This is a genomic window from Streptomyces sp. NPDC042336, from assembly GCF_055581985.1.
On record NZ_JBVJEA010000019.1, the window covers coordinates 104341 to 123997 of the forward strand.

19 protein-coding genes and 1 pseudogene are annotated in these 19657 nt (G+C 72.6%); 8 read left to right on the plus strand and 12 right to left on the minus strand.

Going from position 1 to position 19657, the window contains the following annotated elements; translation table 11 throughout:
* Positions 1–53 precede the first annotated feature (53 nt).
* Positions 54–449 (minus strand): discoidin domain-containing protein, encoded by a 396-nt coding sequence (locus tag ACZ6IM_RS31430; protein ID WP_469561140.1) that lies wholly within the window; start codon positions 447–449, stop codon positions 54–56.
* 48 nt (positions 450–497) lie between these two features.
* Between ACZ6IM_RS31430 and ACZ6IM_RS31435 the strand changes: the two genes are divergently transcribed.
* Positions 498–1580 (plus strand): LacI family DNA-binding transcriptional regulator, encoded by a 1083-nt coding sequence (locus ACZ6IM_RS31435; protein ID WP_052837646.1) that lies wholly within the window; start codon positions 498–500, stop codon positions 1578–1580.
* A 22-nt stretch (positions 1581–1602) separates the two neighbouring features.
* Here the strand turns inward: ACZ6IM_RS31435 and ACZ6IM_RS31440 are convergent.
* The 6 genes and pseudogenes from ACZ6IM_RS31440 to ACZ6IM_RS31465 form a co-directional block, all read right to left on the minus strand.
* A pseudogene (locus ACZ6IM_RS31440) lies at positions 1603–2028 on the minus strand (hypothetical protein); the annotation flags it as partial.
* Positions 2029–2891: 863 nt separating this feature from the next.
* On the minus strand, positions 2892–4271 hold the full coding sequence (locus ACZ6IM_RS31445; protein ID WP_469561144.1) for a sensor histidine kinase: 1380 nt from the start codon (positions 4269–4271) through the stop codon (positions 2892–2894).
* Entirely contained in the window at positions 4268–4930 is a 663-nt protein-coding gene (locus ACZ6IM_RS31450; RefSeq protein WP_052842331.1) for a response regulator transcription factor, read from the minus strand. The genes ACZ6IM_RS31445 and ACZ6IM_RS31450 overlap by 4 nt, the downstream gene beginning before the upstream one ends.
* Positions 4884–5702, minus strand: coding sequence for a phosphatase PAP2 family protein (locus tag ACZ6IM_RS31455; protein WP_319127595.1), 819 nt, complete (start codon positions 5700–5702; stop codon positions 4884–4886). The genes ACZ6IM_RS31450 and ACZ6IM_RS31455 overlap by 47 nt, the downstream gene beginning before the upstream one ends.
* Positions 5699–6304 (minus strand): phosphatase PAP2 family protein, encoded by a 606-nt coding sequence (locus ACZ6IM_RS31460; RefSeq protein WP_011030853.1) that lies wholly within the window; start codon positions 6302–6304, stop codon positions 5699–5701. Before ACZ6IM_RS31460 ends, ACZ6IM_RS31455 begins: the two co-directional genes overlap by 4 nt.
* Positions 6301–6969, minus strand: coding sequence for a DedA family protein (locus ACZ6IM_RS31465; RefSeq protein ID WP_052842361.1), 669 nt, complete (start codon positions 6967–6969; stop codon positions 6301–6303). Before ACZ6IM_RS31465 ends, ACZ6IM_RS31460 begins: the two co-directional genes overlap by 4 nt.
* Positions 6970–7104: 135 nt before the next feature.
* Here ACZ6IM_RS31465 and ACZ6IM_RS31470 point away from each other — a divergent pair, with 135 nt between their 5' ends.
* The 6 genes from ACZ6IM_RS31470 to ACZ6IM_RS31495 all read left to right on the plus strand — a co-directional run bounded on the left by ACZ6IM_RS31470 (position 7105) and on the right by ACZ6IM_RS31495 (position 12666).
* The gene (locus tag ACZ6IM_RS31470) at positions 7105–7494 is read left to right on the plus strand and encodes a BlaI/MecI/CopY family transcriptional regulator (RefSeq protein WP_011030855.1); all 390 of its coding nucleotides are present in this window, start codon (positions 7105–7107) and stop codon (positions 7492–7494) included.
* Complete coding sequence (locus ACZ6IM_RS31475) at positions 7491–8420, plus strand: M48 family metalloprotease (protein WP_469561150.1); 930 nt, start codon at positions 7491–7493, stop codon at positions 8418–8420. The genes ACZ6IM_RS31470 and ACZ6IM_RS31475 overlap by 4 nt, the downstream gene beginning before the upstream one ends.
* 498 nt (positions 8421–8918) lie before the next feature.
* The gene (locus ACZ6IM_RS31480; RefSeq protein WP_011030857.1) at positions 8919–9857 is read left to right on the plus strand and encodes an ABC transporter ATP-binding protein; all 939 of its coding nucleotides are present in this window, start codon (positions 8919–8921) and stop codon (positions 9855–9857) included.
* The gene (locus ACZ6IM_RS31485) at positions 9854–10693 is read left to right on the plus strand and encodes an ABC transporter permease (RefSeq protein WP_011030858.1); all 840 of its coding nucleotides are present in this window, start codon (positions 9854–9856) and stop codon (positions 10691–10693) included. The genes ACZ6IM_RS31480 and ACZ6IM_RS31485 overlap by 4 nt, the downstream gene beginning before the upstream one ends.
* 27 nt (positions 10694–10720) lie before the next feature.
* The gene (locus tag ACZ6IM_RS31490; protein WP_319127591.1) at positions 10721–12001 is read left to right on the plus strand and encodes a sensor histidine kinase; all 1281 of its coding nucleotides are present in this window, start codon (positions 10721–10723) and stop codon (positions 11999–12001) included.
* On the plus strand, positions 11998–12666 hold the full coding sequence (locus tag ACZ6IM_RS31495) for a response regulator transcription factor (RefSeq protein ID WP_319127589.1): 669 nt from the start codon (positions 11998–12000) through the stop codon (positions 12664–12666). Before ACZ6IM_RS31490 ends, ACZ6IM_RS31495 begins: the two co-directional genes overlap by 4 nt.
* Positions 12667–12729: 63 nt before the next feature.
* Here ACZ6IM_RS31495 and ACZ6IM_RS31500 read toward each other — a convergent pair whose 3' ends face one another.
* The 5 genes from ACZ6IM_RS31500 to ACZ6IM_RS31520 are packed head-to-tail and all read right to left on the minus strand — an operon-like array spanning position 12730 to position 18183.
* Positions 12730–13458, minus strand: a complete 729-nt coding sequence (locus ACZ6IM_RS31500) for a response regulator transcription factor (RefSeq protein WP_052842337.1) — start codon at positions 13456–13458, stop codon at positions 12730–12732.
* Between the two features lie 52 nt (positions 13459–13510).
* A complete protein-coding gene (locus tag ACZ6IM_RS31505) occupies positions 13511–16153 on the minus strand; it encodes an FtsX-like permease family protein (protein ID WP_469561157.1) in 2643 nt (880 codons plus the stop codon).
* Complete coding sequence (locus ACZ6IM_RS31510; RefSeq protein WP_469561158.1) at positions 16150–16839, minus strand: ABC transporter ATP-binding protein; 690 nt, start codon at positions 16837–16839, stop codon at positions 16150–16152. Before ACZ6IM_RS31510 ends, ACZ6IM_RS31505 begins: the two co-directional genes overlap by 4 nt.
* On the minus strand, positions 16826–17557 hold the full coding sequence (locus ACZ6IM_RS31515) for an ABC transporter ATP-binding protein (protein WP_469561161.1): 732 nt from the start codon (positions 17555–17557) through the stop codon (positions 16826–16828). Before ACZ6IM_RS31515 ends, ACZ6IM_RS31510 begins: the two co-directional genes overlap by 14 nt.
* Positions 17558–17562: 5 nt before the next feature.
* Positions 17563–18183, minus strand: a complete 621-nt coding sequence (locus tag ACZ6IM_RS31520; RefSeq protein ID WP_469561164.1) for a hypothetical protein — start codon at positions 18181–18183, stop codon at positions 17563–17565.
* A 158-nt stretch (positions 18184–18341) separates the two neighbouring features.
* Between ACZ6IM_RS31520 and ACZ6IM_RS31525 the strand changes: the two genes are divergently transcribed.
* Positions 18342–19652, plus strand: coding sequence for a HAMP domain-containing sensor histidine kinase (locus ACZ6IM_RS31525; protein ID WP_469561166.1), 1311 nt, complete (start codon positions 18342–18344; stop codon positions 19650–19652).
* Positions 19653–19657: the final 5 nt, after the last annotated feature.

The window sequence follows — 19657 nt, forward strand, 5'->3', positions numbered from 1 at the left end:
ACAGCCGGGTGCGGCCCGCCCCTCGGGGAGGCGGGCCGCACCCGGCCGGTGTCTCAGCGGACGTCGGCGGGCCGTTCCCCCGGCGGGTAGCCCGTGGGAAGGTCCACGGGCACGCCGTACACGCGCCTCTCCGCGGCGGCCGCGTAGGGCTGTCCGTCGAGCGCGTCGAGCGCGGTGAACCGCACGTAGGAGGCGCGGACCCGGTCGAAGGACACGCGCTGGGTCTGCGGGACGTCCTTCAGCGTGCCACGGGCCACCGTCGTCCAGTCCTCGCCGTCGTCCGACACGGCGACCTCGTAGCCGGCGACGCGTCCGTTCCGGCCCCCGCTCTGCCGGCCCAGGTACCCGAACCCGTCGATCCGCGCGAGGTCCGCGTTAGCTGGAGCTATGGCAGAGTATGTTATCGATGCCAATGGGTCGCGCCTGGCTAGACTCCGAGGCAGGACCATCACCCGCGACGGCGGCCCGGAGCCGCGGTTCTCGTGGAGAGGCGAGCGATGTCATCGGAAACGCCGGCGGCCGACCGGACGCCCGTGAGCAGGCGGACGGCCGACGCCGCAGCCCGGCAGCCCGGCATGACCGACGTGGCGCGGCTCGCCGGGGTCTCCGCGCAGACCGTGTCCCGCACCCTGGCCGGTCATCCCAACGTCCAGCACAGCACCCGCGCCAAGGTGCTGGCCGCCGTCGAGGAACTCGGCTACCGCAAGAACAACGCGGCGCGGATGCTGTCCTCGGGGCGCAGCCGGACGATCGGCGTCGTGACGCTGCGGACCACCTACTACTCCCGCGCGAACCTGCTCTTCGGCATCGAGGCCGCGGCGCGCGAGGCCGGGTACGCGGTCAGTACCGCCGCCACGGCGTCCCTGGACACCGCGGCCATCGAGGGCGCCCTGTCCCGGCTGGCGGAGCAGGACGTCGAGGGGGTCATCCTCTCGGTGCCGCTGGTGCACGTGAGCCCGGGGATCGAGCGGCTCACCCGCTCGGTGCCGACCGTCACCGTCGACGGATCGAGGACACCGGCCACCGAGATCGTCGCCGTCGACCAGACCCTGGCGGCCCGCCTGGCGACCCGGCACCTGATCGAGCTGGGTCACGAGACCGTCTGGCACGTCTCGGGGCCCCAGGAGTGGCTCGACGCCGCAAGCCGCTGCGCCGGCTGGCGCGACACCCTGGAGGAGGCGGGACTGTCCGTGCCGCCGGTGCTGGAGGGGGACTGGACACCCGCATCCGGCTATCGCAACGGGCTGGTCCTGGGCAAGATCCCCGACGTCACCGCGGTGTTCGTGGCCAGCGACGAGATGGCCTTCGGTGTGATCCGGGCCCTGCACGAAACCGGCCGCAGGGTGCCGCGCGACATCTCCGTCGTCGGGGTGGACGACATCGCGCTCGCCGAGTACTGCTCGCCCTCGCTGACCACGGTGGCCCAGCCGTTCACCGAGATGGGTGCCCTCGCGGTCGCCCACCTGCTGCGGCACATCGCGGACCCGGACGCGGCACCGGAACCCGCCTCCGTCGAGCCCGTGCTGGTGGTGCGCGCCAGTACGGCGGCGGCCGGCGGCCCGGCGGGACGCCGGTCCTGAGCGCCACGCGCACGCCGCCCGGTCAGGCCCGGTGGGAGGTGTGGGAGGCCGCTGCCGGGGCCGGCAGCGGGCTGGTCGCCGCCCGGGTGACATCGCCGACCAGTTCCACCACGTCCGGGCCGTAGGCCTGTGAGTTGACCACCTTGAGCAGCAGCACGAAGGAGTTGTTGCCGTGCTTGCGGGCCAGCTTCTCGTGGTGCCGGGCGAGGTAGCGGGTGGCCGCCTGGTTGGTGATCGCGCGCTGGCCGCAGAACAGGAACGCGGGCCGGGCCTCGCGCCGGTCCCCGGCGGTCAGGCGGGCCAGCAGCACGTACTCGGTGACGCCCGCCTCCAGCCGGTAGCGCTCGCCGCCGATCTGGAAGGCGCCCCGGTCCGGGCCGGGCTCAGGATCGACGTTCACCCGCACCCCGGGCAGCATCGCGGCCATGTGGGCGGCCATGCGCCGGTTCGGACGGATTCCAAGAGTCCCGCCTTGAACTCAGCTTCATGGTAGGCGTTTGACCTGCGTTTAGGCAGGGTCTTCGAAGTGAGAACGGGGGAGTCACCAGAAGCGGTAGATGCTGGTTCGGCGCCTGTGGTGAGCCGTCGCTCGACCAGCGGGCTCGCCCTCGTGCACGTCTGTTCAGCAGTCTTCAATCGGCCTTCAGGTATCAGCTGCTCGAGCTCGGATCGCCGACCCCACAGACGGAGCATCACCCGCACATGCGCTCGTCGCGACCGCGAGGAGGAGGCACAGACTGTCCGGTACGGATCCTCTGCTGCCGACAGTAATGGGGGCAGTCATCCAGAGCGCCCACCGGCGCAGCCCGTCTGGTCGCGAGTGCGGACAAGGAGGACGGCGCACCGTGCTGATGCCGACCGGACCTACCACTGGCAGGCACCTGCCCGACCAGGGTGAACTCTGGCCCGTCGTCGACAGTGCCGGCAGCGCCACCGGCCCCTGCAGACTCACTGCCAGAGCGACGTCATTCGCAGGGGGACAGCTGCTCTGTGGCACACAAGTGAACAGGCGTGTTGGTGCCGTGCACTCGCTCAGTTGCCTGAGGTTCGGAGGATGACGCGTCGCGCTGACCTCAACCTCTGCCGGCCAGTCGGGTCTCTTCGGCCTGGCTCGTTGCTGATGGCCCAGCGTGGCAACTATCTCTTAGGAAGCCTGGAGATCAGGGTCTGTGACGCTCATCCAGCCGACGTCGAATGGATGAGCGGCGACACCGAGGACTGGGCGGTCACGGTCGAGAAGCAGGAAGGGACCGTCTCCCTGGCAGAGGTGCTGCATGCCTTGATGGCAGATGTTCCCGAGATGCGCCGCCGTCACCCGGCAGGCAGGCTGACCACAAACCGTGCCCCGGGGGTGTGGTCGGGGTCGTACGTCATCTCGCCTCCGGCGGAGCGGGCCAGGCGTCGCGCCAGCGGCAGTCCCAGGCCCGCTCCGCTGTGTCCGTCGCCGGGATCCGCGCGTCGGCCGGGCTCGAAGAGCTGTCCGGCGAACGGGGGCGGTACGCCGGGGCCGTCGTCGATGACCTCGATGCGTACGCCGTCGGGTGCGCGGTAGGCGTGGACGGTGATCTTGGATCGGGCGTATCGGCTGGCGTTGGTCAGGAGCGGGCTGATGATGCGTTCGAGGAGGGCGGGTGGGACTCCGGCCTCCAGGGGCGGGCCGTCGGCGGTGACCGTCAAGTGGGATGGTGCGTCGAGGACTTCGGTGAGGCGTCGCAGCGTGGGGAGGATCTCGGCGGTGCCGGGAGCGGTGGGTGCGCCGCCGCGGGCGTCGTCGAGGAGGGTGTCGCAGATGGTGCGCATGGACTGGGCGGCTTCCGCGATGACCTTGTGGGTGGCGTGGGTCTGGTCGGCGGTGCGGGGGCGGGTCTGCCACCAGTCGAGTTCGGCGATGATTCGGCTCAGGGGTGTGCGCAGCTCGTGCGAGAGTTCCCCGGTGAGCTGCCGCTCGTGGCGCAGGAGGGTGCGGATGCGGTCCAGTATGGCGTCCAGTGATGTACCGAGGCGCGTGAGTTCGGACGGGTGCCGCGTATGGCCGAAGCGTTCTTCGGAGGCGACGGCGCTCCACTGGGTGGCCTGGTCGGTCATCGTGCGGACCGGGCGCAGTGCGCGGCCTACCGCCAGCCGGGTCAGGGCGTAGGTGCAGGCGAGCATCACGGCGTCCAGGGCGAGTGAGCCCAGGAGCAGGGTGTCGGCCGAACTCCGGTACGGGGAGAGGCCGAGGGCGGTGACCACCGTGGCCTCGCTGTTGTCTCCGGACACCGGTTGCGAGCACAGCCGGAGAGGGCCGTCGACGCCGGCGGTGACGCACCGCCGCCCGCCGTGCCCGGCGAGGGCGTCGGCGACGCGGGTGAGGGGCCCGGCGTTCGGGGGCTCTTCCAGCAGGCGTCCGTCGGCGTAGATCCACACGTTGGTGTCGAGGAGGGCGTCGTTGGAGGTTTCCAGGACTCGTACGGTCGTGCCGGTGGTGTCGATGGTCGTCGCGACGGCGGCGGCTCGGGTGCGCAGCTCGTCGTCCGCCTGGTGCTGGAGGCGGTGCTGGGCCACGGCGTTGAAGGCGAGGGTGAGGATCAGCATCAGCAGCGCGGCCGTGGTGAGGGCCACGAGGGAGAGCCGGCCGCGCAGCGTGCGGGGCGCCAGACGGTGGAGGAAGGCGGTCAGGGCGGGCCGCGTCCGGTGGCGGGTGCCGCTCATGACAGCCGGTGGCCGATCCCGCGTGCCGTGCCGATGGTCCGGTCGCTGCCTGCTGCGCGCAGCTTGCGGCGCAGGCGGGTCAGATACTGGTCGAGGGTGTTTTCGTGGACCTGGGCGCCCTCGGGCCAGGCTGCCCGGACCAGCTCGCGGCGGCGCACGATGTTGCCGGAAGCCGCCATGAGCGCTGCCAGGAGACGGAACTCGGTCGGTGTCAGGTCGACTCGGGTGCCTCGGACGCTGACCACGTGCCGGACGGCGTCCAGTGCCAAGTCTCCCGCTGTGGCGGAAGGCGGGGGTGCGGCGCGTTTGAGGGCTGCCCGCAGGCGGGCCGCGAGTTCGGTGAGGTGGAACGGCTTGGGCAGGTAGTCGTCGCCTCCGGCCGAGAACCCGGACAGCCGGTCGTTCAGCCGGTGGTGGGCGGTCAGGAAGATGACGGGGGAGAGGAAACCGTTCGCCCGCATGGCCTGGCACACGTCCCGTCCGTCGGCGTCGGGCAGCCCGACGTCGAGCACGGCGGCCGAGATGCCGGGGGTGGCCAGTCGAAGGGCGGTGGCGCCGTCCGGTGCGGGGACGGTGTCGAAGTCCTCGTCGCGCAGTCCGCGCATCAGCACGTCACGCAGGGCGTGATCGTCCTCGACGACCAGGATCGTCTGGCGCATGGCCCTCCCTCTGCCCTCGTGCCACGTCCGTCTGTTCCGGTGCCGTGTGCGTTCGGCCCCCTGCTGTGCTGCCCGTCGGTTCTGCCGTCCCGCGCGCCGAGTCCGTGTCCGTGTCCGTCGTCCCGGGGGTCCATCGGTCGGGCAGCCAGTGGGCCACGGCCCACAGGCACAGGCCGAGCCACCCGAGGGCGAACAGCCAGCCGCCGACGACGTCGGTGAACCAGTGCACTCCGAGGTAGACGCGGGTCAGGCCGACCGACGCGCCCCAGCCGCCGATGACCAGGGTGAGCGGGGTCGTGCCGCGCGGGCCGCGCACGCGGACAGCGATGATCAGCAAACCCGCGGTGAGGGCCGCCGTGGTGGTGTGACCGGACGGGAACGACCATCCCGAGGCATGCGTCGCCCAGTCCGTCAGGGGTGGTCGCGGCCGGGCGACGAGTGCCATCACCGCGTACCGCAGCGCCTGGCCCGCCCCGAGGCAGCCCAGACAGAGCGCGATGGCGAGCGCGCGCTGCCGTGGGGTGCGCCCAGCGATGAGCGCGGCCAGTACCGCCAGCGCGTACGGGACGAGACCGGTCCCGGTGTCGGTCAGCCCGCGGGCGAACGCCACCGCCACGTCGGGCCGGTGGCCGACGGACCACGCGAGGATGTCGGCGTCCGCGAACAGCGCCATGCCGTCGTGGCCCACCACGGCCATGGTCAGCACGCCGAACGCCGTCCACGCGCCGAGCCCGCAACTGCCGGCCAGTTCGGCGACATCGCCGCGCTTCACGACACCCCCAGCAAAGGACGCAGACGGGTGGCCGAGAGCCGTAGGGCTGCGGCCTCCGCACGCCTGCGCAGCGCCGACATGACGAGCAGGGCGGCCACGGCGCCCACCACGACCCCTGCCAGCACGTCGTGGGGGTAGTGCGCGCCCACCCAGACGCGCGAGACGGCCATCGCGCAGGCGGCTACCACGGCGAGAGCGCCGAGTCGGCGGGAGACGAACAGCAGGGCGACGGCCGCCGCGGCGGCGATGGCCGCGTGGTTGCTGGGGAAGGACCAGTCGCCGGGCGCCGGACAGGCCTCAAGCGTGGTCACCCGCAGGCTCTGGCAGGGGCGGTCCTCGCGCACCAGCAGCTTCAGCACCGCGTCCACTCCGAAGGCCACGACCACGACGAACGGCACGGCGAGCGCCGTCACCGACGCGGTGGCGCCCACACGCCGGGCGTACCACCAGCCGACGGCCATGAGCACCGCGAACAGGACCAGCCCGTACGTCGACCAGGCCGACACCGTGTCGTCCAGCCAGGCGGGGGAGTGCCGAGCGAGGTTCACGACGTCGGTGTAGACCGAGCCGTCGACCGACGAGCCGTCAAGGGCGATGATCATCCGCGCGCCTCCTTCGTCTTCGCGTCCCGGCGCGAGCGGTACACCTCGGAGGCGACCGGAATCAGCGACAGGGCCACGATCACCGCGACGATCGGCAGCAGGTAGCGGTCCACGTTCGGCACGGAGGAGCCCAACCCGTAGCCCGCAAGGGTGAGACCCAGGCTCCACACCAGCCCGCCGGTCACCTGCCAGACGGTGAACGTCCGCACCGGCACCCGCAGGGCGCCCGCCATCGGGTTCAGGACCGTGCGCACCACCGGAACGAAGCGGGCCAGGACGATCGCCTTCGCGTACCCGTAGCGTTCCAGCAGCTCTTCCGCGCGTCTCGCCCCCTGGTGCAGACGGGCCGAGCGGCTTCGGGCGAGCAGGGTGCCGCCCGCTCGCCGGCCCAGGAGGTAGCCGCACTGTGAGCCGGCCAGCGCTCCCACCGCCGCAGCGACCAGGAGCGGGGCGAGTGACAGCGTCAGGCCGCTCCCGGCGGTGCCGGTGCACAGCAGACCGGCCGTGAACAGCAGGGAATCGCCGGGGAGGAAGAAGCCGATCAGCAGTCCGGTCTCGGCGAACAGCACGACGCCCACGCCCAGCACGCCGAAGGCGGACAGCAGCGACCGCGCGTCGAGCACATTGACGGCGAGCTGCGACGATAGGTGTATGGCTGTGGTCATCGTCGGGGGCCCCTTCATCGTTCTTCCGGACTGTCGGATGCGGCGGAACGGTGGCGTGGCGGCATCCGGCGACTGACTACAATCCTGTAGACGGTCTACTGAACTGTAGACGATGGCGGAGTGAGGAACGTTCCCATGACCGAAGCGAGGGACAAGACGGACGCGAGGGACGAGAGGCGGCCGGCCGGTGAGCTCGAAGCCGCCGTCATGGCCGCGCTGTGGGCCGCCGGGGCCCCCCTCACGCCCGGACGGGTGCAGACCGAACTCGGCTCCGGCCTGGCCCGGACCACGGTGGCGACCATACTGACCCGCCTGCACGAAAAGGGCGTCGTCGACCGGGAACGGCAGGGCCGCGGCTACGCCTACTTCCCCGTCCAGGACGCGCCCGGCCTGACCGCCCGGCGCATGCACACCGAACTCGACCGGGACACCGATCGGGAGACGGTCCTGGCCCGCTTCGTGGCCCAGCTCGGCCCCGGCGACGAGCAGCACCTGCGCCGGCTCCTGGAGGGTGACGAGCGATGACCGCTCTGCTGCTCCTCCCGCTGGTCCTGCCTTTCCTCGCGCCGGCACTGGCCCGCCGGGCCCTCGACCGCCTGGCCCCCGCCACCGCCCTGTGGGTCCTCACCGCCACAGCCCTGGCCCTGGCGGGAGCCTGCGTCGCCGCCCTCGGGGCGCTGGTCCTGACCGGACTGCTCAAACTCCCCGCCTTCGCCGCCCTCGGCGAACTCGCCCACCCCCTGCGGACCCCCTCGGACTACTTCGTCCTCCCCGCCGCCATGGCGGCCACCGGGGTGCTCACCCTCAGCGTCTGGACCCTCGCCCGCTCGGCCCTCCGGCAGACCCGAGCCTTTCAAACCGCCCGCACTCAGGCCGACCGCCGCCCCGCCGCCGGCGACCTGTGCGTGATCGACTCGCCCGATCCGGACGCCTACGCTCTGCCCGGCCGACCCCACCGCATCGTCGTCACCACCGCCATGCTGCGCACGCTGGAACCTGCCGAGCGTGAGGCCCTCTTCGCCCATGAACGCGCCCACAACCGGGCCGGGCACCACTACTTCCTGGCCGCCGCTGAACTCGCCGCCCACTGCCACCCCGCCCTGCGCACCACCCGCGCCACCATCCGGCTGGCCGCCGAGCGGGCTGCCGACGAGGCCGCTGCCGAGGTCACCGGAGACCGGCGCCTGATCGCCACGGCCATCGCCCGCGCCGCCCTCGCCACAAACGCCTCCCCCTCAACCCGACCGGACTTCGCCCCCGGGGCGACAACCGGACCGGTGCCGCAACGCGTCGCAGCGCTTCTCGCACCCGCCCGGACGCGCCCGCGCACCACACGCCGTACCGCGTTCCTTCTCGTGGCCTGCACAGTCCTGTCCGTCGCCGCAGGAGCGGCAGGCGTCGCGGACTTCCACCACGAGGTCGAGGTCGCCCAGGGCGAGGAGGCTCCCTGACCGGTTCGGCCCCGGCGGCCCACCGCCCGATGCGCAACCGGCCCGCCGCCCGATCATTCACAGGCGAGGACCGGCTCCAGCAGCCGGAGCAGGCCGCCGGTTGCGTCGGCGGCACCCAGCGTGGTGAGGGCGCCAAGCGCCGGAACGGGCATCGTCAGCGGCCACAGGCACGGGGACGGGGCGGCCTGGAGGGCGGCGATACGGCGGCAGACCGCGCGGTCGGTGAAGAAGCCGAGTCCGTGCGGGCTGCTCCGCGCCGGACGGCGAGAGCCTGGTAGAGCCGGGCCCGGTGCGCCGCAGGCACTGGGGAGGGTGCCTGCTGACGGCCGTGGGACTGACGGACACGAAAGGCGGCGCGGGTGGTCACGTAGTACGGCGGTACTACGCGCCCATCGCAGTTCAGCCTCCCGGTACCACTCGATTCGGGCGATTCGGCACTTAGCGTTGCGGGTGAGGCGTCGGAGGTGAGGACGCCGGAGCCCGACAGGGAGAACGCGAATGATCGAAGCACGGCGGTTGACCAAGAGGTACGGCGAGAAGACGGCCGTCGACGGGCTGGACTTCGTGGTGAAGCCCGGCACGGTGACCGGCTTCCTGGGGCCCAACGGCGCGGGCAAGTCCACGACCATGCGCCTGATCGTCGGCCTCGACGCCCCGACGAGCGGTTCGGTGACCGTGAACGGCCACCCCTACGCCCACCACCGGGCGCCGCTCCAGGAGGTCGGCGCCCTCCTGGAGGCGAAGTCGATCCATCCGGGCCGCTCGGCGTACAACCACCTCAAAGCGCTCGCGCTCACCCACGGCATTCCCGGCAGCCGGGTCGACGAGGTGATCGGCCTCGCCGGTCTCGACAACGTGGCGAAGAAGCGGGCCGGCGCCTTCTCCCTCGGGATGGGCCAGCGGCTGGGCATCGCGGCCGCGCTCCTGGGCGATCCGCAGACGGTGATGCTCGACGAGCCGGTCAACGGGCTGGACCCGGAAGGGGTGCTCTGGATCCGCAACCTCCTGAAAGGGCTCGCCGATCAGGGCCGGACGGTGTTCGTGTCCTCCCATCTCATGAGCGAGATGGCCCTGGTGGCGGACCACCTGATCATCGTGGGGCGCGGGCGGCTGCTGGCCGACACGACCGTGGCGGACCTGATCCGCGAGGCCGGCGGGGACACGGTGAAGGTCGTCACCCAGGATCCGGCCCGGCTGCGAGACGTACTCGCCGGGCCGGACGTCGATGTCACCGGCCGGATCGGCTCCGAGGAGCTGCAGGTGACCGGGCTGACCGCCCGCGAGATCGGGCTGAGGGCCGCCGAACACGGCATCGCGCTGTTCGGACTGAGCGCGCGAAGCGTGTCGCTGGAGGAGGCGTTCATGGATCTGACCAGGGATGCCGTGGAGTACCACGGCTCCACGACCGCGATCGACACGCTTGGGAGGCCCGCATGAGCACCCTCACCGCAACCGCAGAGGAACCCAGGACCACTCCCGCTGGCCCCGCCTACCGGGTGACGGGACGGCGCGTGCTCGCCTCCGAGTGGGCCAAGCTGTGGTCCCTGCGCTCGACCTGGATCACCCTGGGCCTCGGCCTGCTGTTCCTGGTGGCCTTCGGCCTTATCTCCGCGAGTCGCTACAAGTCGGGGATCGACTCCGGTCACATGGACCGGGACTTCGCCGATTCGACGGCCGTCAGCCTGTCGCTCTTCGGTACGAACTTCGCCCAACTGGCCTTGGGTGTGCTCGGCGTGCTGGTCACGGCGGGTGAGTACTCGACCGGCATGATCCGTTCCACGCTTGCGGCGGTGCCCCGCCGGCTGCCCGTGCTGTGGTCCAAGGCGGCTGTGTTCGGGCTGGTCGCCCTGGTCGTGGGGATGGTGGGTGGGTTCGTCGCCTTTCTGTTCGGCAGTGGAATCGTCTCGGGCACTCCCGCGACGATGAGCCTTTCGGACGCCGGTGTATTGCGGAGTCTGCTGGGCGCGGGGCTCTACCTCGGCCTGGTCGGGGTGATCGGCGCCGCCCTGGGCGCGCTGCTGCGGTCGGTGGCCGGAGGGATCTCGGTGTTGGTCGCCGTCCTGATGCTGGTCCCGGGGCTGATCTCCCTGCTGCCGAGCTCCTGGCAGGACGACATCAGCCCCTACCTGCCGTCCAACGCGGGGGAGTCGGTGTTCGCGCTGACCCACGACTCGACGGCCTTGTCGCCGGGGGCCGGGCTGCTGGTCTTCCTTTGCTGGACGGCGCTTGCGTTGGGCGGCGCGGCGTACCGGCTCGCGCGCACCGACGTCTGACGCCCGCACCATGGACAGGTGACGTCCGTGACCACCGATGACATCAGCGGGATGGGACCGCTGGTCGCCCGGCTGTCCCGGGGCGGCCAGCGGTTGCGGCATGCCGACCGGGCCCATCCGTGGGTGCTGGACACCGGCGTCGTGCTCGTGGTCCTCCTGATGTTCTGCCTGCCCGACCTGCTGCGCGGTTCTGTGGGCAACGGCGACGCCCCGCGCCGCTTCCGGCTCGCCTTCACCGAGCTGCCCGTCGCGGGAATGCTGGCACTGCAGGCAGGACTGGTGCTGCCCCTGCTGTGGCGGCGACGCAAGCCCATGGCGGCCTTCGGTGTCATCGCCGCGGTGTTCGCCCTCCAATGGTCGCTGGGCGCGGCGCTGCGCGCGGACGTGGCCCTCTTCATCGCCCTGTACAGCCTGGCGCTGCACGGGCGGCTGCGGCAGTTGCCGTGGGCCGGTGCGGTCATGGCGGGAGCCATGCTGCTGGTCGCGGTCCGCGCGTCCTCGGCCGTGTCCGTCTGGGACGCGCTGTTCTTCCTGCTGAGCACGGCGACGGCAGCCCTCGCGCTCGGCCTGATGGTGCGGATCCGCAGGGCCCAGCTTGCCGGTCTGCGGGAGCGGGCGGCCCGGCTGGAGATCGAGCGCGACCAGCGCAGCAGACTGGCCACGGCCACCGAACGCACCCGGGTTGCCCGCGAGATGCACGACATCGTCGGCCACAACCTGTCCGTCATCATCACGCTCGCTGATGCCGGTGCCTACGCGACGGACGTCGCCCCCGAACGGGGCAAGGAGGCCCTGCGGCTCATCGGCGACACCGGCCGGCAGGCCCTCGGCGAGCTGCGGCGCGTGCTCGGCGTGCTGCGCGAGGCGGGGGACGGTCCGGCCGGCGGGCCCGAGCTCAGCCCGCAGCCCGGCATCGCGGACATCGGCGCACTGTGCGCCACGGTGCGCGCCGCCGGACTGGGGGTCGTCTACCGGACCTCCGGCGACGTCGATGCCCTGGACGGCGGAGTCCAGCTGACGGTGTACCGCATCGTCCAGGAGGCCCTCACCAACACCATGAAGCACGCCGCTGGCGACGCCCGGGTGCACCTGGCGGTCGTCGTGACGGGCTCCCGGCTGAGCATCCGGGTCCAGGACACCGGCCCGGCCGCCCGGCCGGGACCGCCGAACGAGGCAGGGCAAGGGCTGGTGGGCATGCGGGAGAGAGCAGCTCTGTACGGCGGAACCGTCAGCGCGGGGCCGACGGGCGGCGGAGGATGGAGCGTCGAGGCCGTCCTCGACCTCACGCCCCAAGGCGGTGACCGGTGACCACCGTCCTCGTGGTGGACGACCAGCCGTTGCAGCGCTACGGCTTCCACCTGCTGCTGGACTCCGTCCCTGAGACCGACGTGGTCGGGGAGGCCGCCCACGGCGTGGAGGCCGTCCGCAAGGCCGCCGAACTGCGCCCGGACGTCGTCCTGATGGACGTCCGCATGCCCGGCATGGACGGCATCGAGGCCACCCGCCGGATCGTCGCGGCCGGCGGCCGCTCACGCGTCCTCGTGCTCACGACGTTCGACCTCGACGAGTATGTCCACGCCGCGATCCGGGCCGGCGCCAGCGGCTTCCTCCTCAAGGACGCGCGCCCCGACGAGCTTCTCGCCGGCATCCGCGCCGTCGCCTCCGGCGACGCCGTGATCGCTCCCGCCCTCACCCGCCGCCTCCTGGACGAGTTCGCCCAGTACGTCCCCGCCCACCGGGGCGACTCCGTCGAGGACCCGAAGCTCGGCTCCCTCACCGACCGCGAGCGGGAGATCCTCGTCGCCGTCGGCAAGGGCTGGACCAACGGCGAGATCGCCGCCCGGTTCGTGCTCTCCGAGTCGACCGTCAAGACCCACGTCGGCCGCGTCCTGGCCAAGATCGGAGCCCGCGACCGTATCCAGGCCGTGATCTTCGCCTACGACCACGGTCTCGCCCGGCCCAACGCGGACTGAACCCGATGAGCGGCGGCCGGGAGGACCCGCAGCCTGCACGCTGCTCCCGCGCCGCGACGCCCGTCACAGTTCCAGGCGGTAGCCGTGACCCCGCAGGGTGGTGATGCGGGGCAGGCCGCCGGGGTGGGCCGAGGCGTCGGCGGACCGCGCCAGGCGGCGGCGCAGGCCGGCCATCGTGACGTCGAGGGTCTTGGTGGAGCCGAACCAGTTCTCGTCCCAGACCTCGGCCATCAGGGTCTCCCGGGAGACGGCCTCCCCTGCGTGCCGGGCCAGGACGGCGAGCAGGTCGAACTCCTTGGGACGCAGGTCGACGTCCGCGTCGTGCAGCGTGCAGCGTCGGGCCACGACGTCGAGGACGAGGTCGGCCAGCCGGACGGGTTCCTGAGGCGGTGCGGCGACGACCCGGCGGCGCAGATGGGCGCGGAGCCGGGCGAGCAGCACAGTCAGGCTGAAAGGCTTGACGAGGTAGTCGTCGGCCCCCGCGTCCAGCCCGGCGATGACGTCGATGTCGTCCGTGCGGGCGGTCAGAATGACGATCAGCAGGTCCGGATGCCGGTCGCGCATGGCGCGCGCGACGTCCAGACCGTCGATGTCGGGCAGTCCCAGGTCGAGCAGCAGCACGTCGTACGGGGTCCGCGCGGCCAGCGTGAGTGCTGCGGAACCCGTCCGGCTCCAGGTCGGTGCGTAGCCGTTGCCGCGCAGGCCGGTCTCCAGGTGGCGGCCGATGGTGTCGTCGTCCTCGACGACCAGGATGCGGTGACGGCTGGAATCGGCGGTCGCGTGCGTACGCATGCTGGACAGCGTAGGAGCGGGCGACGCGCGCGGCCCGTCCGCTCCCGTCCGCTCAGAGGTCACGCAGCTCCTCCACGGCGGGCCGCCCGGCGCTGCGGATGCCGTTCAGCGCGGCGGCCAGTACGGCGACGACGGCCGCGCCCGCGGTCAGGGCCAGGTAGCCGCCCGGCACCGACAGGCTCGCGGGCGGCGGGTCGAAGACACCCGTCAGGACCTTCACGAGCATCTCGGACAGGGCCCAGCCGATGACGGCGCCGCCCGCCAGGCCCCCGGCGGCCAGCAGCAGGGCCTCGGTGAGGACCATGCCGCGCAGTTGGCCGCTCTTCGCGCCGAGGACGGTGGCCACGGCGAAGGTACGGCGGCGCTCGGCGAGGCCCAGGGCGAGGACGAGCCCTCCCGCCCCGGCGGACAGCAGTACCGCGAAGGCCAGCTCGATCCGGGTGAGGCCGGCCAGGTCGACGGACGTCAGACTGGTGCCGACCGTGCCGCGCGTCTGCGTGAGGTCGGTGACCGTGGCGCCGGTGCCCAGCTGCTTGCGCAGATGTGCGGCGATCTGCTGCTGGTGGCTGCCGCCCGTGTCGAGAAGGAAGGCGCCGACCGCGTTGCTGCCGGTCGCCTTCGCCACGTAGGCGGCGTTGGCGACGAAGAAGCTGTCCTTCGGCGCGGTCGGGAACTCCTTGACGATCCCGGCGTAGTGGAAGGGCACGGTGCGCAGCGCCTTCGTACGGGCGTCCTGGATCCGGAGGTTGACGGTGTCGCCCGGGGAGAGCTGGAAGTCGTGCACGGGCTCCGCGCTGACCAGCAGGTTGTCGGGGCGCTGGGCGAGCCGGCGCATCAGCTGACCTGCCGTGCCGCCCGAGAAGTAGGCGTCCTGGAGCGAGGTGGCCTTCGCGACGGTGGCGGGCCGGACGCCGTACAGGTCCTGTAGGTCGGAGCCGACGTAGGCGTAGCGGTGCTGGAGGGGCTCGACGTGCCGGACGCCGGAGACCTTCAGCATGTCGGCCGCGCTCGGCCCGACGTGGGCGCCGGGCGGCTCGGTGACGGTGACGTCCGCGCCGTTGGTGAGGCGGGCGTCGACCTCGGACTGCTGCTGGTAGGTGGAGTTGAAGACGGCCGTGGAGATCGCGAACGACACGGCGAGGGCGAGCAGTACGACGGAGCGGGCCAGCGGGCGCCGACGTCGGGACAGCACGGCCGCCGTGGTTTTGGAGAGGGTCGCGGTCAGCGGCCGGGCGAGGCGGGCCAGAACCGGCCGACCGTGGGCGAGGACCAGCAGGGTCAGCCGCCACAGCAGCAGGGCCGCGCCCAACCACAGCAGGGCCGGACCGAGGAACGCCCAGTAGGAGACGGAGACGCTGGGTACGCCCTCCGGAGCGAGGACGAGGGCGTACTGGTTGCCGGAGGAGGCGCGGAAGACCAGCCAGGAGCCGATCAGCAGCGCGAAGTCCAGGCCGTACCGCAGCCACCAGGGCGAACGCAACCCGCGCGGCTCCCGCCTGGTGTCCGCGACGGTCACCGTGCGCAGATCACGCAGGGCGGGCACGAGCACGGCAGCGGCGGCCACGGCCACGCCGAGGACGAAGGCGACGGCGTACCACAGGGCCCAGGTGCCCGCGCCCGCCCCGAAGGAGGAGGCACCAAAGGCCAGGCGGCCCGTCAGCGCGGCGAGCCCGAGACCCGCCAGGCCGCCGACGACCCCGACCAGCGCGGCCTCCAGGCCCGCGAGCGCGGTGATCTGGCGGGGACGTAGCCCGCGCAGCCGCAGCAGACCCTGCTCCCGGCGGCGCCGTTCGCCGCCGGCCGAGGCGACCGCCACGGTCAGAGCGGCGGCCAGGACGACGCCGGGGACGCCGAGGAAGAGGAAGAGGATCTGGGCGTAGAGGGCGTCCTGGCGGGCGGAGTCGAGGGCGGCGCCGAGGTTGTTGCCGACGAGCGCGGAGCCGGCCGACCTGGCCTCCAGGTGGTGTGCGGCGCCGGTGACCGAGGTGAAGGCGGCGGCCGGGTCGGCCGGCAGTTTCGCGTCCCGGGCCACGTGGATCTGAGTGGTGACGTCAGTGGCTTGGCGGGTGAGGGGGGCGAACCGGGCGACGGGCAGGAGGACGACGTTGTCCGGGGGAGCGGTCGGCTGGGACTGCGGGGGCGCGCCGACCTTCTGGAACAGCGAGTCGGCCTGGGGCAGGTCGACCACGCCGTCCACCCGTACCTGCCGCAGTCCGGCGCCGGGCAGCCGTACGCCGATGGTGTCGCCGGGGGCGGCGTGCAGGTTGGAGGCGGTCTGCTGGGCGAGCAGGACGCCGGTGCCGGAGCCGGAGAGCGTGCGCAGTTCGTCGGGGAAGTGGCTGCGGTAGCCGGTCGGCAGGCCGAGCGCGACGCCGGGGCCGGTCGTCTGGGTGCTGCCTGCCACGGTGGCGGTGAAGCCGGTGGTGCGGGCGAAGCCGACGGGGAGTGCGGCCCGGGTGCCGCCGGTGGCCTGCACCAGTGACCGCACGGCGTTCGGGTCCGCGCCCGGCTGTACCTCGACCTGCCAGTCCACGGCGACCGAGCGGACCGCCCGTTGGGTCATGGTCGCCTTGGACGTGGTGAGGAAGGAGCCGAGCGCGGCGACCAGGGCGACGGCGAGGGCGATTCCGGCGACGGCGGCCAGGAGCCGTCCGATGCGGTGGCGGGTCAGTCCGCCCGCCCAGGCGGTGATCATGAGAGGCTCCCTCGTGGGTCCGGCGCTTGTGCTGCTTCGGGTGCGAGCAGTCGGCCGTCGCGCATGCCCCGCCGAACGGTGAGCCGGGCGGCGACGGCGGGGTCGTGGGTGGTGACGACGAGGGCCGCTCCCGTCCGGTCCGCCGCCGCCAGCAGGGCGTCCAGGACGCGGGCGCCGGTGGCGTGGTCGAGGCGGCCGGTGGGCTCGTCGGCGAGGATCAGCCGCGGCGCCTGCGCCAGCACGCGGGCCACGGCCACCCGCTGGGCCTGGCCGCCGGAGATCTCGTCGGGCAACCGGTCGGCCAGCCCGGCCGCGCCGACCACGTCGAGCGCCTCGGCGACCGGACGGCGGGTCTCCTCCTGCGGTCGTCCCGCGAGGACTAGCGGCAGCGCGGTGTTCTCCGTGACGTCGAGAGAGGGGATGAGGCTTTCGGCCTGGAAGACCAGTCCGATGTCCCGCGGCCCGTGGAGTCCGGGCCGGGTGATCGTGCCGCTGGTGGGGCATTCGAGTCCGGCCAGGAGATGGAGCAGGGACGACTTCCCGGATCCGGACGGTCCCACGATCGCCAGCCGCTCGCTGGAGCGGACGTCCAGATCGGCGCCGTGCACCGCCACCACGGCGGTGGGGCCGCGGCCGAAGGTGAGGGCGGCGCCCCGGCAGGAGACGAGCAGGTCAGGGGAGGACATGGCTGCTCTCCTTCGCCCGGGCGGCTCCTTCGTGTCCCTCGTGGACCCGCCCGTCGTCCAGGGTGATCACTCGGTCGGCGCCCCGCACCGCTTCCGCGCTGTGTGTCACGATCAGCACCGCGCAGCCGTCGGCCGCTCGGTCCCGCAGCATGCTCAGCACCAACTCATCGGTCGTGCGGTCGAGTTCGCCGGTCGGCTCGTCGGCCAGCAGTACGGCCGGGGAGTTGGCCAGCGCGACGGCGAGCCCGGCCCGGGCCAGCTCACCGCCGGACAACTGCCGCGGCAGCGCGCCCGACCGCGGCCAGAGCCCCACCTGCTCCAGCAGCGCCCGGGCCCGCACGGCGGGACGGCCCCGCACCGCATGCTGGGCGAGTCGGATGTTGTCGCGCACGGTCAGATGCGGCAGCAGGTTGCGGGACTGCAGAAGCACTCCCACGTGCCGCGCGCGCAGCCGGGCGCGTTCGGTCTCGGGCCGATGACTGATGCGCACGCCCGCCACCCGGACCTCGCCGCCCGACGGCTCGTCGAGCCCGGCCAGGCACGCCAGCAGGGTCGACTTGCCCGCCCCCGACGGGCCGACGACGGCGACCGTCTCCCCCCGCCGCACCCGCAGTGACACGCCGCGCAACGCGAGCGTCTCCTCCTCACCGGCCCGGTAGAAGCGGTAGAGCTCCCGGGCGGCCAGCACCACGTCGTCGTCGGACGGTCCGGAGGGCATCGCACTCACCGCCACGCGAACGAGTCGCTGACGATCCGCCACGGGTCGACGTTGTCGGCGTTGACCGGGCCGGACAGCGTCAGGTCCACCTCGTGGCCCTGCCGGTAGAAGGTGTAACGCTCGAACGCGTCGCGTACCACCTTGCCGGTGACCGAGTCCTTGGCCGAGTCGCCCCGGTAGGTGAGAAGGACGACGGAGCCCGCTTTACGGGGGACCGGCGACACCTTCGGCGATGCGAACTTCGACACCTTCCCACGCAGTTGAGGTACGACCGTGTCCTTGACGGAGGTGACGGTCGGGGCGGTGGAGGCGTTGGCCGTGGCGATGGTGACGCTGTTCAGCTTGTCCGTGAAGACGGTCGTACCGCCCTTGTCGGTGCGGGCCCAGCCCTCCGGTACCTTCACCGTGAATCCGGTGAAGCCGCCGGTGGGACGGTAGGCCACGAACACCTGGTTGTCGGGGATGTCCCCGGGCGGGTTCGACTCGGTGGGGGCCGGGGTCGCCTGTGCCGGGGCCGTCGAACCCGAGCCGGAATGCGCCCCGGACGATGATCCGGAGCACCCTGCGATCACCGCCGCGACCACCATCACTGCGACGAGGCCGGCGGAAGTACGTTTGTACGACATGCCATTGCCCTCCCGAGGCACTGCCGGGAACTGTTCGCCGGCCATGCCACCGACGCTAGAGAGCCGTCGGTTAACGCCCCGCACGCCGACGGTTAGAGGACGGCAAAAGCGTGTGGCGGACCGCCCGCGGACCGGTCGGGGGCCCGCAGGATGGGAGCATGAGACAGCGCGTGGCGCGAGTCGCCCTTACCGCCGCCCTGGTCGCCGTCATCCTCCTCGCCGTCCCGCTGGCCCTGGCGATCAGGTCGTCCCTCTACGCCGACAAGCGCGACACCCTGGAACGGGCGGCGCTGTCAGCGGCCGTACGCGTCAGCCCGGACTACGCGACCGGTGACCCCGTGGAAATGCCCGCGCCACCGGCCGACGGCCGTCTCGGTCTGTACGACCCCTCGCTGCGCCTGCGGGCCGGCACCGGCCCCCGCACCGGCGACACGGCCGTGCGACGGGCGCTGTCCGCGGAGGTGGTGCGCGGCCGGCCGGGCGGTGACCTGGTCGTCGCGGTGCCCGTCTCGCACGCAGAGCGGGTGATCGGCGTCGTACGGGCCTCCTCGCCCGTAGCCGTCGTACGCGACCGTGTCCTGATCGCCTGGGCGGTCCTCGCCGCGGTCTGCGCCCTCGCGCTGACGGTGGCCGTCCTCGTCGCCCGCAGGCAGGCGCGGGTGCTGGCCGCGCCGCTGGAAGACCTCTCCCGGCACTGCCGGGCCGTCACCGCCGGCGACCTGAGCGCCCGGGCCGCGCACAGCAGCGTCGCCGAGATCGACCAGGTCGCGCGGACCCACAACGAGATGCTGCAGAGCCTGACCGAACTCCTGCGCCGCGAGCGCGACTTCACCGCCAACGCCTCCCACCAGTTACGCACCCCGCTCACCGGGCTTCAGCTGACCCTGGAGGCGGGACTCGCCCAGGACGACGACGCTGGGACTCGGCCCGCCCTGCAGGAGGCCCTGGCGACCACGCGTCGCCTGCACCGCACGGTGGAGGAGGTGCTGCGCCTGTCCCGTTTCCACGGGCTGCCGCGTCGGCCCGCCCCGGACACGCCCGTGTCACAGCTGCTGCGGGAGACCGAGGAGCGCTGGCACGGACTGTTCGCCCGCGACGACAGACGCCTGGAAGCCGGGGCCCTTGAGACGGGGGATGACATTCGCGTCCTCGGTGCCCCCGTCACCGAGATCCTCGGCGTCCTGCTGGAGAACGCGCGCGTCCACGGGCGCAGCACCGTACGCCTCACGGCCCGCGACCTCGGGGAAGCCGTCGCCTTCGACGTGAGCGACGAGGGCGCGGTGGACGGCGAGGCGTCCCGGCTGTTCGACCGCGGCCGAACCGGCGCCGGGGAGGGCTCGGGCATCGGCCTCTCCCTCGCCCGCGACCTGGCCTTGTCTCTGGGTGGCAGACTCTCCCTGACCGGCCGTCGGCCAGCCGCCTTCACCCTGCTCGTCCCCGTACGCGGACACGAGCCCGAGGGCGGCTGAGGACC

Bases quoted from the DNA above. Each gene is read 5' to 3' on its own strand.
- ACZ6IM_RS31510 (WP_469561158.1), bottom strand. From the start codon at position 16,839: ATGTCCTCCCCTGACCTGCTCGTCTCCTGCCGGGGCGCCGCCCTCACC.
- ACZ6IM_RS31515 (WP_469561161.1), bottom strand. From the start codon at position 17,557: ATGCCCTCCGGACCGTCCGACGACGACGTGGTGCTGGCCGCCCGGGAG.
- ACZ6IM_RS31525 (WP_469561166.1), top strand. From the start codon at position 18,342: ATGAGACAGCGCGTGGCGCGAGTCGCCCTTACCGCCGCCCTGGTCGCC.
- ACZ6IM_RS31450 (WP_052842331.1), bottom strand. From the start codon at position 4,930: ATGCGCCAGACGATCCTGGTCGTCGAGGACGATCACGCCCTGCGTGAC.
- ACZ6IM_RS31470 (WP_011030855.1), top strand. From the start codon at position 7,105: ATGACCGAAGCGAGGGACAAGACGGACGCGAGGGACGAGAGGCGGCCG.
- ACZ6IM_RS31500 (WP_052842337.1), bottom strand. From the start codon at position 13,458: ATGCGTACGCACGCGACCGCCGATTCCAGCCGTCACCGCATCCTGGTC.
- ACZ6IM_RS31435 (WP_052837646.1), top strand. From the start codon at position 498: ATGTCATCGGAAACGCCGGCGGCCGACCGGACGCCCGTGAGCAGGCGG.
- ACZ6IM_RS31480 (WP_011030857.1), top strand. From the start codon at position 8,919: ATGATCGAAGCACGGCGGTTGACCAAGAGGTACGGCGAGAAGACGGCC.
- ACZ6IM_RS31475 (WP_469561150.1), top strand. From the start codon at position 7,491: ATGACCGCTCTGCTGCTCCTCCCGCTGGTCCTGCCTTTCCTCGCGCCG.
- ACZ6IM_RS31460 (WP_011030853.1), bottom strand. From the start codon at position 6,304: ATGATCATCGCCCTTGACGGCTCGTCGGTCGACGGCTCGGTCTACACC.
- ACZ6IM_RS31445 (WP_469561144.1), bottom strand. From the start codon at position 4,271: ATGAGCGGCACCCGCCACCGGACGCGGCCCGCCCTGACCGCCTTCCTC.
- ACZ6IM_RS31520 (WP_469561164.1), bottom strand. From the start codon at position 18,183: ATGTCGTACAAACGTACTTCCGCCGGCCTCGTCGCAGTGATGGTGGTC.
- ACZ6IM_RS31430 (WP_469561140.1), bottom strand. From the start codon at position 449: ATGGTCCTGCCTCGGAGTCTAGCCAGGCGCGACCCATTGGCATCGATA.
- ACZ6IM_RS31485 (WP_011030858.1), top strand. From the start codon at position 9,854: ATGAGCACCCTCACCGCAACCGCAGAGGAACCCAGGACCACTCCCGCT.
- ACZ6IM_RS31465 (WP_052842361.1), bottom strand. From the start codon at position 6,969: ATGACCACAGCCATACACCTATCGTCGCAGCTCGCCGTCAATGTGCTC.
- ACZ6IM_RS31505 (WP_469561157.1), bottom strand. From the start codon at position 16,153: ATGATCACCGCCTGGGCGGGCGGACTGACCCGCCACCGCATCGGACGG.